This window comes from Prosthecobacter gellanilyticus, from assembly GCF_007992435.1.
Classification (GTDB): domain Bacteria; phylum Verrucomicrobiota; class Verrucomicrobiia; order Verrucomicrobiales; family Verrucomicrobiaceae; genus Prosthecobacter; species Prosthecobacter gellanilyticus.
The window spans coordinates 13,809-27,080 of the sequence record NZ_BKAG01000058.1; the positions used below are offsets into that span (position 1 = coordinate 13,809).

A 13,272-nucleotide genomic window follows, 5' to 3' on the forward strand; every position below is an offset into this window, starting at 1 on the left:
ACCTCTGTGGTGAAAAGCGTCACGCCTCATCCCTGCCGGCTCCATCATTCGTGTCTCTTCGTGGTTAAAGAACCTCTCCACGAAAAAGCGTGTCCCGTCACCGAGACACGCTTCATTCAAAGATCGCTGATCAATGCATCTCCACCGCCACCTCGCCGAGGCCGCCGCGGAAGTAGTTGAACTGCACATTCGGATGATCCGCCAGCAGTGACATCGGCACGCTGCTGTCCACCAGGCGCTTCGAGATCATCAGCGCCGTCAGGCGCTGACCCAGCGGGTTGTCATGCTTGCCCGCATGCCAGATGCTCACCTTCTCGGCCATCCAGGTTTCCTTTGGCCCCACCGTGATCGCCATCTTCGGCACCATGGTGATGTTCCCGCCGCCAGACGTGCGCGCATTCTGCGCCAGTGTGATCGGGTGCAGGTCCACGATGCGCGTGCCTAGTTTTCGATACTCTGCCGCAGGTGGTGGCTCGTTCTTCCATTTGCCGGTACGCTTGAGCGGATCATTGAAAGCCCAGTGCTTGATGTCACCCTGGCCGCCCTGCATCACAATGCAGCGCACACCCGAGCTCCAGCTCTTGATGAACGGCGCCGTGTCCGCTTTTGGGAAATGCAGCTGCGTGTCCGGCATCACCAGCTTCTTCTGGATACGGTCAAAGCACATCTCACGGTCCGCCTTCTCAAAGGACAGTGGATGATCCATGCTCACTTCCTTCTTCGTGTCTGGATCATACCATTCATCCATGCCCCAGAAGTGCCCGTCCTTGATGGACATGCCCAGTTCATTGATCAGACGGGCCACCAGCGGCAGTTGCTCCGTGGGGCCGATCGGCCCGCAGATGCCCGCTGGATTGTCCGGCGTGGCCTGGCGCCAGGCGTGGATGTACTCCAGCGCCTCGGCCAGGTAAAACTCCTCCAGCGTGTCATACATGACCACCTTGAAACCGGGGCGCGAAAGCTGCCGCAGGTCGCGCTCGGTAAGCCGGGCGGCATCATTGATCAGAGAGTTGTCCAGAGTGGTATAGTCCCACCAGTCGGGAGCGATGTGGCTGAGCTTGCGTGACATGGGATGAATGTTCTGAGGTTGAAAGTGAAAGAAAAAGACGGGCACCGTGCCCCGGATATATCGAGTTTGAAGGGGGACGGGTCTCTTTGCCAAGCCTGATCGGGCCTAGTGTGATATTTTCATCCTCACCCGGTGTTTTTTTGCGTTGACGTCACGAATGGCATCGCGATAGATAACGCTCGTTCACCCGCCAAGCGCGGGTACGTTTTGGTGAGGTGGCTGAGTGGTCGAAAGCACATCTTTGCTAAAGATGCGTAGCCTTATCCGCTACCGAGGGTTCGAATCCCTCCCTCACCGCCATTCTTCGCCGACCTCACCAAGACGAAGAACAACCTCCGAAGCTCGCAGAGCGAAGGATGGGCTCCACCTATTGCCGCCCGGCTTCGAATGGCACACCCATGGATCGACAAGGCGGACAAGCCTGTGCACACCACAAGGCATTTGGTAGAGAGCAGCGAAAGCCTCGCCTTGCCTCTTCAAATGGAGATCAAACTCACTCTGAGAGTGAGCTCAAACCACCCCACCACCCCGCTCTCTCAAGCGTCTGTGTGATGGGAGAAGTCCAGCAGCTCCAGGATGTCTCCACGTAGCTTCAAAAACTCAGGACTGCTGCGCTGCCGCGGACGCGGAAGGTTCACATCGATGATGCGCTCGATCCGCCCTGGGCGTGGTGACATGATCACGATGCGGTCACTCATGTAGATGGCCTCATCGATGTCATGCGTAACAAAAAGCATGGTCGTGCGCCGTGTCTGCCACAGCCGCAGCACCTCGTCCTGCATGCGCATGCGGGTGAAGGCATCCAGCGCTCCCAGGGGTTCATCCAGCAAAAGAATTTTTGGATGATTGATCAGCGCACGGGCCAGCGCCACACGCTGCGCCATGCCACCTGACAGATGATGCGGAAAGCTGTCCGCAAAGCCTTCGAGTCCCACGAGCCGGATGTACTCATCCACCTCATGCGCCTTCTGCTGCAGCACACCCCGGGCCACCAGACCAGCCTGCACATTGCGGCGGACTGTGAGCCAGGGAAACAGATTCGGATCCTGGAAGACCAGCCCGCGGCTCGCTTCAGGACCCGTGATCGGTTCGGTGCCCACCAGCAGTTCTCCCGCGCTCGGTGTGTCCAGGCTGGCGATCAATCGCAGCAGCGTGGACTTCCCGCAGCCGCTCGGACCTACGAGCGAGACCAGCTCGCCCGAGCCCACTTCCAGCGAGGCGGACTTCAGAGCGATGAACTCCGTGCCATCAGGGCTGAGGAAGCGCTTGCTCACATCACACACGCGCAAGGACGAGCCTTCGGCAGTGACATTGGAAGTTGTCGATGTCTGAGATGCAGCCATTACCATTTGATCGTTCCTTTCTGCCAGACAAGCACACGGTCACGCACCTTGAAAAGTGCCGTCATGATGGTGGAGAAGAACACCGCCATCACCACCAGCGCAGAGTAGACCTTGCCATACTCCGCCCACTCCTTGGCCCAGCCGAGATACCATCCGAGGCCAGATTTCACACCCACCGTCTCAGCCACCACCAGTGTCAGGAAGGCCGCGCCGAGACCCATGAAGAGACCTAAAAAGATGTTAGGCATCGCCGCCGGAATGGCCACGCTGAAGATGAGATACGAAGGCTTCGCACCCAGCGTGCGGGCCACATCCAGATAAGAGGCGCGTGTGTTCGAGATGCCTGATGAAGTCAGCATCGTCACTGGAAACCACACCGCCAGGGCGATGAGGCTGATCGCGGAAAACAGCGCTGATGGCGAGAGCACAAGCACCAGCGGAATCCACGCTGTGGCAGGAATCGGCCCCACCACCTTCAGCACTGGCATGCCCCAGTAACGCGCAGGCGCAAACCAGCCGATGCACACACCGGAAACCAAGCCAGCCATCACACCCAGCGCATATCCGCTGGCCAGCAGAAAGAGCGAATGCCAGGTGCTGTTCCAGAGCATTCCACGGTCCGTGATGATGCTTTGCAGCACACGCGCAGGACTCGGGAAATAGGGAAGGGGCAGCAGGCGCAGACCGGTGGTCACCCCTTCAAGAACCGCCAGGAACACAATGCCACCCGCCAGGACAGGACCTGTCTCGCGAAGCCAGCGGCGGAGACCGCTCAGCTTGAACTGCAGGACGAAAAGGAGAAATCCGATGCCTGCCAGCCCGCCAAGAAAGAGCGAGTAGTTTTGCGTCTCCATCGCAGGCTCTTCGCCTGCCACCACCAGATGCACGATGAGCGCGACAATTGCAGCAAGAGGCAGGTTCAGCCCGTTGCGCCAGGTCAGCGTGGGTGCCCTTTGATTCAATTCAGGCCAGACTTCTGGAGTGGCTGCCGTTGGGGAAACTTCAGAATTCATCTCGCAACAATCATGGAAGGGCTTGTGCAGCAGGTCTGCACATACGCAGGCGCGCCGATGGTCCGGATCTCCATCGCCACGCGCTCCAGCTGGTCGGCGTGGATCTGGCCGCCGGCCACTTTCGGCACCTCCAGCGTCTTCAGCCACGCATCGTTCACACCTTCAAACTCCACGTAGATTTGATTGGTGATGGCCTCAATGTCTGTCGTCGGGCTCAGCATGCCGATGGCCATCATGTCCTCCGCCGCGGCTTTGACGCCTCCCGGCCGCCGCTCACCATGGGCTCAAAGGGCAGCGCCCCCAGAGCCTGGGCGTTCAGCTCAGGGTTCGAGGCCAGATAGCCCTTCTCGATGGACAAACGCGCTGCTGCATGAGGATTCACGGACACCCACTTGGCGCCTTTCAGGATCGCCCTCGTCGCTGCTGCTGCGGCCTTGGAGTTCTTCTCCGCAAAGGCCGCGTTCATCATGATGCTGCAGCAGTACTCGTCAGCATACTCCGTGTCCACACCCAGGTCGGCCACGTTCTGCACCTTGCCAGAGGCCATCATCAGCGAGCCGATCGGCTCCGAGTTGGCGATCGCATCCACCTCGCCCTTTTCCAGTGCCAGACCCAGTTCGCCGGAAGGGAAGACACGCCATTCAATCTCCGTCCGTGGATCCACCTTGTGCCTGGAGAGTGTTCGGTTGGCGAAGATGAAGGGTGGTGTTCCCATGCCTGGCACGCCGATGCGTTTGCCGCGCAAATCTTCCACCTTGGAGATCGCTCCGCCCTTCGGCGCCTGCACCCTCAGACATCCTTTGTGCACACCGGCGGTCATCTTGATGTTCAGGCCTTCCTGGATCGGCTTCAGAAACATCATCACCGGCTGCTGGCCGATGTGGATGCCACCCAGGTTGATCACGTCTTTGAACTGCGTCCATTCGACCTTCATCTTCTCCACCTCGATCCCCTGTTCCTTGAAGAAGCCCAGCTCCATCGCCATAAACAGCGGAGCCTCGCAGGTGAGGCCCATGTAGCCCAGCTTGACCTTCATCAGACCGTCTGCTGTCACTTCGGCCGTCGTGTCCTTCTTGCAGCTTCCCAGAAACGCCGCCGATGCCACAGGCAGGCTCAGAAGAAATTCTTTACGGGAAAGAGGAGTGTTCATGGATTGATAGAACACCGCCGAACAAGAAGCGGTACTCAAATGGGGCTCACGCTTCGGTCTCATGGTCAGCCAGAAGGACGGCCTGATCGACCACAACCTCCGCACCATCGTCATTGATGCCCAAGGCCGCATCCAGCGCGTCTTCGACGGCAATCAGTGGACCACCGATCAACTGATCGCCGAGATGAAGAAAGCCATGTGCTGAACTGAGGATGAGTGTGGCTATCATCGAGCTTGATGGGCTCAAATAACCTGGATCAGGTTGGATTGACTTGGATTCGCTGAGTGCGCCTCACGAAGCTGGTTTCCCAAATTGAATGCACTGAGCGCCACCCCTCGCTCCTTGGAAGAACGCCCGCGCCCCAATATCTCCAAATCTCCAATGCTCCTGTGAAAAAAGAGCCTGGATCAGGTCGGATTCACTCGGATTCCCTCACTCCTCCGGTCTTCCCTAAACCATGTGTCGCGGCGTTCGGTGCAGTTTCTGGGGGATTTCTCGAGTGATGTTGACGTGGTGAGTATTGGCACAATAAAACGCCTGCGTAATCGGGAACGTCCCGCGTTCGAACTGAAGCAAACACGCGCCGTCGATCTCTTCCCCATCATTCTCAAAAGGGAACTGACGGGGTAGGAACGGGGACAGGGTCCCCCCTTCGGCATCACGCGCGGCTGCATGAAACCAGCCTTCGATGATGAGCCTGCGGCGGTTGTCCAGGACCGCAGCCTTCACGGTAAAGCCGCAGGGTTGTTTGAGCAGGGGATCTCCGTCCTCTGCCTCGACCTTATGAGAAAATGGAATTTCGCTCATGGTTATAATTTTAACAAATAGCTTCTTTCGTAGCAAGACATTTATTTGCTTACGATATTTGTAGGGTATTGATGGTCCTTCCTGGCAGTTCTTGGCTTTAGTTCATTGAACGTAGGACTTGTTTTCTTAACAGGTAAATACCGGTTGGATCGGCGAACGTTACCAACTTTTCTCCGAAAGTTGAGCCCCATGCGCCCGCAGCCCGATGCTTTGACGGAAGACCGTCCACTTCCTTGCCGTCCGAGGCCTTGGATAGGGACGGTGAAACCAACTTGGATCTGGTCGGATTCACCTGGATCTCCCTCGACCGAGGTGTCGTCTCTCCCCCAGTCGGTGTCCGCGTCCTGGAGGCCCCGGTAACGAAGACCCAGCGAAAGGCAAGCGGTCCGCAGTCCGAGGCGCGGTCCTCGCTCGGCGAGCCTCATTCGAGATCAGCGTCATCGTCGACACAGCTTCGGATGCCAGCATCGCTTCAAATTCAGTAGATGCAGATGTGTTCATCAAGAGAAGAGCCCTTTCCCGGGCCCATCACACTGCCCGAAACCCGCTTCCGTCCAACTGACCCAAGAGGCCCCTTTGGACAGCGTCCTCGTCTCAAAAGCAGCAGTCTCTCTCAGGAATAATTGTTTGTTAGGCTCCCTCCCTCATCCCCCGTATCCCCAAATCAGGGAAAACCCTGGCAGGAAACACCCACCCACAGCGCGTCTCCGCGCCGAATGCTCGGAGTGGCAGTGTCTTCCCCCCTGACATCTTGGGCACAAGCTTTGGCAGTGGCATCGAACCGGCGTGAGCGGTTGGATGAGCCGTGCTTCGGCCTGCGGCGGTCGCCGGTCTCCCCGTCGATCCTTTCTAGGGCGAAGGAAGAACTTCCAGAAACCTATTCTTGCACCCTATGAGTTCTGAAATCTGCATTTGCTGCCGTCATGGCAAATTCATCCAGGCCACGCTACGTCTGCCCGACGACCCGGTCGGGTTGGTCATCTTCGCCTATGGCAGTGGCAGTAGCCGCATCAGCCCGCGTAACCGCTATGTCGCCGAGGTCCTGCATGAAGCATCCCTGGCCACGCTGCTCATCGACCTTCTGACCGAGGAAGAGGAGGAGGACCACTCCTCCTCCCGGCAGCATCGTTTTGACATCCCGCTTCTAGCGGATCGTCTGGAGGATGCCTGCACATGGGCGGACTGCCAGCCGCAACTGGCCGCGTTGCCGCTCGGCTTCTTCGGCAGCAGCACTGGATCCGCTGTGGCCGTGCAGGTCGCCGCCCAGCAGGCAGACAGAATCGCCGCTGTCGTCTCACGTGGGGGGCGGCCTGATCTCGCGGGTGATGAATCACTGGCGGAAGTGATGTCACCCACACTGCTCATCGTCGGAGAAAAAGACGAGGGGGGCACAAGATTGAACGAGCAGGCGCGCGCTGAGATGCGCTGCGAGACCGAGCTCCGCATCATTCCCGGCGCCTCACACCTCTTCAGCGAGCCCGGGGCGCTTGAACTCGTCGCCGAAGCCGCCTCCCAATGGTTTGTCGAGCACATGGAATCGGTGCCCGCTCTCGCTTAGACCAGTTCTCGAAAAGAATGTCATTTTGAATCGGCGAGCGCAGCGGCCTCACACTCCCGCCAGCTTCCGCGCATAGGCCAGCGTATCGATCTCTGCAGGCGTCTTGTCCTTGCGGATCGCCTTGATTCGCGGGAACCGCATCGCGAGACCACTGTCATGTCGTGAACTCGCCTGGATCGAATCAAACGCGATCTCCAGCACCGTGTCTGGCACCACCGACCTCACACGCCCATTCTCCTCCAGCGTGTTCGCTGTGAAGTGCTCCGTCAGTTCCTCGATCTCGGCATCCGTCAGCCCGCTGTAAGCCTTGCCAATCACCCGCAGCACTCCGTTCTCATCCTGCACGGCAAACGTGTAGTCACTCAGCACATGGGATCTCTTCCCATGGCCTTGCTCGGCTTTGACCACCACCACATCCAGCGTCGCAAAAGCCTTCTTCAGCTTCAGCCAGGCCTTGCCGCGTCGTCCGGGACTGTAGGCGCTCGCCGGATCCTTCACGATCAGCCCTTCATTCCCACGCCGGCGCGCCGCCATGAACAGCGCCTCGATCTCCTCCGCGTTCGCCGCCTTCTCCACCACGATCAAGCCCATGCCCTCCGGCATCATCAGCATCTCCAGGGCAGCCCTCCGATCCGCTAACGAACTTTCCAGCAGGGAATCGCCGTTCAGCCACAGCAGGTCAAACACCACATACCTGACGGTGATGTCACTCGCCAGGAACAGATCTCCCTGATCCTTCCGTCCCAGGCGCTTCTGCAGATCAAAGAACGTCAGCTTCTTCCCCTCGGCATACGCGATGATCTCTCCATCCAAAATCACATCCGCCTTCAGGCCCTGTGCCGCACGCACCACCTCCGGAAACTGCCCGCCCAGCGGCTTCAGATCCCGGCTGAAAATCTCCACCCGCTCTCCCACCTTGTGCACCTGCGCCCGGATCCCATCATACTTGTCCTCCACCCAAACAGAGTGGGACAGGTTTGTAACCTGTCTCGTCGAAGTCTCCAAAGCTCCAGTATCTTCAAGACGGTCCGATACCTCCACTTGCCCCTCTGCTTCAAACACGACCTCCCCATCCGCCACTGCAGCATCCACCGCACCTGCCTCACCCTCAGTCATCCTCACCCAGATCCCGTTCGCCGTCTCCTCCGGTGAAGCCAGCATCATCTTGATCGGTACAAACACCCTCGGCTTGGCCTCCTCCAAATTTCCCGCCTTCGCCAGGCTCGCCGCGCGGCCGATATCGCCACACAGCATCGCCGCCTCGCGCACATCATCTGCCTTCTGGTCAAAGGCCGCGGCCACCGCCTCCTCGATCAAGCCTTCCTTGGAGCCCATGCGCAGCTCACTGGTCATCAGCCGCACCAGCCAGGATCCATCATGCGCGGAGAGCTTCATCAGCGTCTCTCGCAGTAGATCCACCCGTGCCACCTGGCTGCTCGCATGTCTCAATCCGTCAAAGAGCACCGCGATCTCTTCCAACGACACCGCCTGCGGTTTCAGCGCTGCGCGTTGCAGCACCAGATAGGCCGTGCGCCCCGTGTCCGCCTGGCTGCGCGAGATGGCACGATACTCCACATCACTCACCCCGCTCACCATCTGCAGCGCACGCCGGATCAGCGACCAGCCTGTGTTCAGCGGCACCTCGCCCGCCGCCGGATCACTCGTCATGCCTGAGCAATACCGCGTGGCCTTGATGAGATCCTCCTCGGGCAGTCCGCGCAGATATGTGGACAGCACCTCGATCTTCTTCAGCCTCGAGGACTCTTCTGCCGTCTTCGCGCAAACCGCCGCCCACTGCGAAAACCCGGCGTGCTCCGCATCTGCAAGAGACGAAACGGTCATCATGTCCACAGGCTCGCTCGAGCTCGTCGCACGCGATTCGCCAAAAAGAAGCTCCATCTGGTCCGCCTTCTCCAGCGTCCACGCCTCATACCCCAGCGCGCGCAGATCCGCGGCGAACTCCTGCGTGTACCCGTGCACCAGATACACCCGCTTCGGCTTCACCATCTGCACGGTATCCAGCAGCTCCGGATAGTCCGCATGATCACTCAACGGAAAAATCTCATCCACTTGATAGCGATACCGCGCTCCCGGCTGCATCGCCCAGCCCGTCATCATCGCCGTGCGGCAGACCTTCAGCTTTTTCAGCGCAAGAGACTTCCTGTTGCTCGGTGGAAACAGCAGCACATGCCCCTTCGCATGCGCCGCATCAAAGAGCTTGTACTCCGGCACCTTGCCCAGCACATCCTTCACGGCCTCCGTCATCTCCCACACGGCCTTGTGCAGCATCACCGGATACCCCGCCTCGTTCAGCGCGCACAGGATCTCCTGCGCCTTGCCCAGCGAGTATCCCTGCAGCACAGGAATGCCACCGTCCTCCAGCGTCTCACGCACAAACTTCAGCATCTGCGCGATCACCTCCGCGATCGGTGGGAAATGAAACTGCGGCAGGCCAAAGGTTGTCTCCATGATCAGCGTGTCTGCCTCCAGCAGCTCACACTTCTCCGAGCTCAAACCCTGCCTCAGCTTGTAGTCCCCCGTGTAGAGCAGCGTCGCGCCATCACTCTTCCGGGTTAGGTGCAGCATCGCCGAACCAAGAATGTGACCAGCCGGCAGCAGCCGCATTTCCCATCCGTCCACCTCATGCACCTCACGCATCGGCAGCGCATGAAAGACCGCGTCCTTGTTCAGTCCATAGCGCTCCTTCATCAGATGAAGGGTCAGCTCCGAGCAAAAAGTCATCGCATGCCGCGCCACATGATCCGCATGAGCATGCGAGATGAAGGCGCGCTTCACCGGAAAGTGCGGATCCAGCCACAGGTCAGGCTCCGGCAGATAAATACCTTGGCGATGTGTGACGGTTAGCAGAGACGGCATGAGAGGGCAGGGGAGATACGAAGCAGCGGCAGCGATGGAGAAAACACAGATTTGGATTTGTGCCACCGCATCTCCCCATCATCTGTTCTTCATCATGCCCGCCCTCATCTTCGCCACCTCGAACGCTCACAAAGTCCAGGAAGTCGCCGCCATGCTCGGCGCGCCGTGGGACGTGCAGGGCCTGCGCGCACATCCTCACGTGACATTGCCGGAGGAGACCGGCACCACCTTCGAGGCGAATGCCATCCTCAAAGCCGAGGCCGCCAGCACCGCTCTCCCCGGCCTCTACGTGATCGCTGATGACTCCGGTCTGGAGGTCGATGCCCTCCATGGCGAGCCTGGCGTCTACTCCGCCCGCTATGCCGGCCCTGATGCCACGGATGCCGACAACCGCACCCGCTTGAAAGCCGAGCTCAGCAAACTCCCTCCTGCCACCTTCCCCGGTCGTTTCCGGTGCTGCCTCGTCCTCGCGCTGGATGGCAAGGCCCTCCACGTCACTCACGGCACGGTCGAAGGCCAGCTCCGCCTCACCGAGCAGGGCAGCGGCGGCTTCGGCTACGACTCCCTCTTCCAGCCCGATGGCTTCGCCGATACCTTCGGCGTCCTCAGCCCCGAGGTGAAAAACCAGCTCAGCCACCGCGCCCGGGCCCTCGATCTCATGCGCACCTGGATGTCCCAGAATCTGAGTTGAGCTGAGATCAAGAAAAAGGGAATCAAGTAAGGGGTTCGGACTATTTCCAAGCCCAGCTATGGGTGCCCATTCCTGGCTAAAATCTTAGAAAACCGTTACAACTCCCACCTTGGTTAAAAGGACCTCTTCTGGAATTATGTAGCTATGAATTCTGGAAATATTGGAATGTGGGCCGTGACGGGCCTCATCGCGTGGGGGGGCTGGATCATGATTGATACCTCCCTCCCCACCGGCCCTTCCAGTAGGTCCGAGAATGGCGGCTCCCTCCTGTGGACGCTGAACACCTCCAAAGTGCCCGTGCTGGTCGAGTTTTACGCTGACTGGTGTCCGCCGTGCAAAAAAGTCAGCCCCTTGGTCGAGGAGTTCTCGCGCGAGATCGGCACGAAGGCCCGCGTCGTGCGCATCAATATCGACGACCAGCCCGGCGCCTCCAATCAGCACGCCGTCAGGAGCATTCCCACCTTCATCACCTTCAAAGACGGCAGGGAGATCCGCCGCGAAGTCGGCGCCATCCCCAAGCGCGTGATGGAAGACATGCTGGACCTATAAGCGCGCTTTTCAAAAGCGTGGCACCTCACGTTCTAAAGACGTTGGTGAACCTCGGCTGTGAAGGTCGCGAAGCGACCGGGAACCGCCGTAAAAGCGCACGAACTGCCTAACCAACAAAGCGTTTCGAAGGTTCGCTGAAAGCCTCCGTCCTCCCCAAAGCCTCAAGACTTCGGCAGAATCTCAAAAGCCAGTCCGGCAAACTCCTTCACGAAGACCGGCAGCGGCATGTCAAACACCCCGTCCGTCATTGGGTACCCATTCGCCGGCCCCGGCTCACCCTTGATCGTGCGCGTGTCACCATGCGGATTCCACACACGGATCAGATCCTTCTCGGCGTCATAGCTCAGCACCGCGTAGGCATGACCGGGCGTGATGCCCGGGATCGTGGCCTTCACCGTGCCGCAGGTCATCAGCCGCTTCTCCTTCGTGGCGGACTTCAGTGCCTCGCGAATCTCGTTCAGCTTCTGATCAAACTCCTCTTTCGAGATCTTCTCCTCCTTCGCGAATTTGCAGGAGAGCCGATACATCTCATGCCCGGTGATGAACGCCAGCTGAGTGCCCGCGCTGCCACCTTTGCTCAGCGCATCCAGACCCGTGCTCTCGCGCTTTTCCTCGGGCTTCAGCTCATTGTGCGCCTCACCAGCCGCCTTCTCATACACATTCACCCAGATGCCGTCAGACTCATTGCCCGCCGTCATCGCCAGCTCCGCATCCGTCGGGGCATCCACGGTCACCTTCTTCTTGCCCAGCTTCACCTCATAGCGGTTGTCCGGCAGCGGCTTGATCATCTCATCCACGATGTACTCGGGCCTTCCCTGCGCGATCGCCCCCAGCGGTGCCAGGCTGAAGCAGTTCCCCATCGGTCCCTGATGCACCGTCTCCAGCCTTGGCTTGCCAGAGGCAAACAGCACACGCTGCTGCACCTTCGCCAGGCGCTTCACACCGCTCGCATACATCGCGGCCAGGTTCGGCCAGTCTTTCGCAGGCTTCTTCTCCGCCAGTTCATGGATCGCCTTTGCCGTGAACTTCGGCAGCTCGATCTTCTTGTAGCGTGAAGCCCGCTTCAGCGCCGCCACGGCAGCCGCCTGATCCCCCAGGATCTCACGATCCGCCACCAGCTTGTCCAGTTCACCGCGCTCCAGCTCACCATCCGTATCTGCATCCCAGCTGGCGAATTTGGTATCAACGATGGTTAGGAAATCCACGCGATCCTTGTCCGTGGAGGTCTCCGCATCACGTGCTGTCGCTGTGTTCGCAGCAGCGATGCAAAGGGGAATGAGCAAAAGGGAAGTAGGTTTCATCGCGTGGCTTTCTTGTCCTTGTCCTGACCGTCGGGGATGATGCGCAGCGCATGGCTGGCCTGTCGGAAATACCAGGTCGTCGGGCGGAAGGGGCGCAGATAGATGCCATCCGGAATGAGCACGCCGTTGCTGTCCTTGAGTCCCGTGCCCGTGCTGTCCAGGATCAGCGGCACACTCTCCGGCGCCTGGCCGATCTTGCCCACCCAGATCACCACATGGCTCACATTGCCGCGGCTGCTTTTCACATAGAGCAGATCACCCGTCATCAGCGTCTTTTCATAGTCCGCATGATCCGCCGGCAGCTCGATCCTCTTCACCGGAATGTTCCGTCCTTTGCCCGGGCCAGGCATCGTCGTGAGTTCCGCCTGGTCACCGATCGCGCCCGTCGGCTTGATGCCCATTGCCAGGTTGTAAACGAATGCCGTGAAGTTGCTGCAGTCCAGCCCCTTGGCCGCCGGCGTTTTTTGTTCAGCATCCTTCGGCCAGTCCGCAGGCGGCTCCCAGTCCGGCACATGATGATGCTGGTAGCTGTAGCTTGTGAACTTCAGCCCTGTGGCGATCACCCGCTCACGCAGCCAGTCCGCGCTCTTCGAGGCAAACCCCGCCGGTGGATCATAGTGCTTGGCGGAAGGCCCCCAGTAACCCCAGCGCCCCTGCTTCGAAGCATCATACCATTCCGCATAGGGCACCTCCGCTTGGTTCTTCGATTCACTGCGCGGCCCCTTCGCCAGATCCCCCACCAATTCCTCCTCCGGGAAGCTGAACTTCACCGAATAGGGCGACTTGTAGTTTTGGCGGTCCGCCTCCTGCGCATGGAGCAGGCTGGCGGCAAGGAAGACGAAAGAGAGACTTCGCAGCATGGTTGGTAATCCCCCTATAGCGAACGAGGGGCACCTTTTCTTTGCTGAAAATC

At 59.5% G+C, this 13,272-nt stretch carries 13 protein-coding genes and 1 tRNA gene; 5 read left to right on the top strand and 9 right to left on the bottom strand.

What is annotated here, in order from left to right; translation table 11 throughout:
• Positions 1–130 precede the first annotated feature (130 nt).
• Positions 131–1,069: a sugar phosphate isomerase family gene (locus BGE01nite_RS25105; protein ID WP_146854944.1), complete on the bottom strand. Its 939-nt coding sequence runs from the start codon at positions 1,067–1,069 to the stop codon at positions 131–133.
• Between the two features lie 209 nt (positions 1,070–1,278).
• Between BGE01nite_RS25105 and BGE01nite_RS25110 the strand changes: the two genes are divergently transcribed.
• A tRNA-Ser gene (locus BGE01nite_RS25110) sits at positions 1,279–1,369 on the top strand.
• A 236-nt stretch (positions 1,370–1,605) separates the two neighbouring features.
• Here BGE01nite_RS25110 and BGE01nite_RS25115 read toward each other — a convergent pair.
• Genes BGE01nite_RS25115 through BGE01nite_RS25130 form a run of 4 tightly spaced genes read right to left on the bottom strand, consistent with a single transcriptional unit; the run spans position 1,606 to position 4,575 of the window.
• Positions 1,606–2,412: an ABC transporter ATP-binding protein gene (locus tag BGE01nite_RS25115; protein ID WP_146854946.1), complete on the bottom strand. Its 807-nt coding sequence runs from the start codon at positions 2,410–2,412 to the stop codon at positions 1,606–1,608.
• Positions 2,412–3,425 carry an ABC transporter permease gene (locus tag BGE01nite_RS25120; protein ID WP_146854948.1) on the bottom strand — a complete coding sequence of 338 codons (1,014 nt, stop codon included), beginning with the start codon at positions 3,423–3,425 and terminating at the stop codon, positions 2,412–2,414. Before BGE01nite_RS25120 ends, BGE01nite_RS25115 begins: the two co-directional genes overlap by 1 nt.
• Positions 3,422–3,661, bottom strand: a complete 240-nt coding sequence (locus tag BGE01nite_RS25125; protein WP_146854950.1) for a hypothetical protein — start codon at positions 3,659–3,661, stop codon at positions 3,422–3,424. Before BGE01nite_RS25125 ends, BGE01nite_RS25120 begins: the two co-directional genes overlap by 4 nt.
• Positions 3,658–4,575, bottom strand: a complete 918-nt coding sequence (locus tag BGE01nite_RS25130; RefSeq protein WP_170267052.1) for an ABC transporter substrate-binding protein — start codon at positions 4,573–4,575, stop codon at positions 3,658–3,660. The genes BGE01nite_RS25125 and BGE01nite_RS25130 overlap by 4 nt, the downstream gene beginning before the upstream one ends.
• A 61-nt stretch (positions 4,576–4,636) precedes the next feature.
• Between BGE01nite_RS25130 and BGE01nite_RS29150 the strand changes: the two genes are divergently transcribed.
• The gene (locus BGE01nite_RS29150; RefSeq protein ID WP_170267053.1) at positions 4,637–4,780 is read left to right on the top strand and encodes a thioredoxin domain-containing protein; all 144 of its coding nucleotides are present in this window, start codon (positions 4,637–4,639) and stop codon (positions 4,778–4,780) included.
• 246 nt (positions 4,781–5,026) lie between these two features.
• On the opposite strand, the gene BGE01nite_RS25135 is transcribed toward BGE01nite_RS29150, so the two are convergent.
• Entirely contained in the window at positions 5,027–5,383 is a 357-nt protein-coding gene (locus BGE01nite_RS25135; RefSeq protein ID WP_146854954.1) for a hypothetical protein, read from the bottom strand.
• Positions 5,384–6,275: 892 nt separating this feature from the next.
• On the opposite strand from BGE01nite_RS25135, the gene BGE01nite_RS25140 reads away from it, so the two are divergent.
• The gene (locus BGE01nite_RS25140) at positions 6,276–6,941 is read left to right on the top strand and encodes a dienelactone hydrolase family protein (protein WP_146854956.1); all 666 of its coding nucleotides are present in this window, start codon (positions 6,276–6,278) and stop codon (positions 6,939–6,941) included.
• A gap of 48 nt (positions 6,942–6,989) precedes the next feature.
• On the opposite strand, the gene BGE01nite_RS25145 is transcribed toward BGE01nite_RS25140, so the two are convergent.
• Positions 6,990–9,818 carry an ATP-dependent DNA ligase gene (locus BGE01nite_RS25145; protein ID WP_218033098.1) on the bottom strand — a complete coding sequence of 943 codons (2,829 nt, stop codon included), beginning with the start codon at positions 9,816–9,818 and terminating at the stop codon, positions 6,990–6,992.
• A 94-nt stretch (positions 9,819–9,912) separates the two neighbouring features.
• Here BGE01nite_RS25145 and rdgB point away from each other — a divergent pair, with 94 nt between their 5' ends.
• Both rdgB and BGE01nite_RS25155 read left to right on the top strand, forming a co-directional pair.
• Positions 9,913–10,509: an RdgB/HAM1 family non-canonical purine NTP pyrophosphatase gene (gene rdgB, locus BGE01nite_RS25150; RefSeq protein ID WP_146854958.1), complete on the top strand. Its 597-nt coding sequence runs from the start codon at positions 9,913–9,915 to the stop codon at positions 10,507–10,509.
• Positions 10,510–10,716: 207 nt separating this feature from the next.
• Positions 10,717–11,058: a thioredoxin family protein gene (locus BGE01nite_RS25155; RefSeq protein WP_170267054.1), complete on the top strand. Its 342-nt coding sequence runs from the start codon at positions 10,717–10,719 to the stop codon at positions 11,056–11,058.
• Positions 11,059–11,219: 161 nt separating this feature from the next.
• Here the strand turns inward: BGE01nite_RS25155 and BGE01nite_RS25160 are convergent, their stop codons facing one another.
• Positions 11,220–12,359, bottom strand: a complete 1,140-nt coding sequence (locus tag BGE01nite_RS25160; protein WP_146854962.1) for a C2 family cysteine protease — start codon at positions 12,357–12,359, stop codon at positions 11,220–11,222.
• The gene (locus BGE01nite_RS25165) at positions 12,356–13,219 is read right to left on the bottom strand and encodes an NlpC/P60 family protein (RefSeq protein ID WP_146854964.1); all 864 of its coding nucleotides are present in this window, start codon (positions 13,217–13,219) and stop codon (positions 12,356–12,358) included. The genes BGE01nite_RS25160 and BGE01nite_RS25165 overlap by 4 nt, the downstream gene beginning before the upstream one ends.
• Positions 13,220–13,272: the final 53 nt, after the last annotated feature.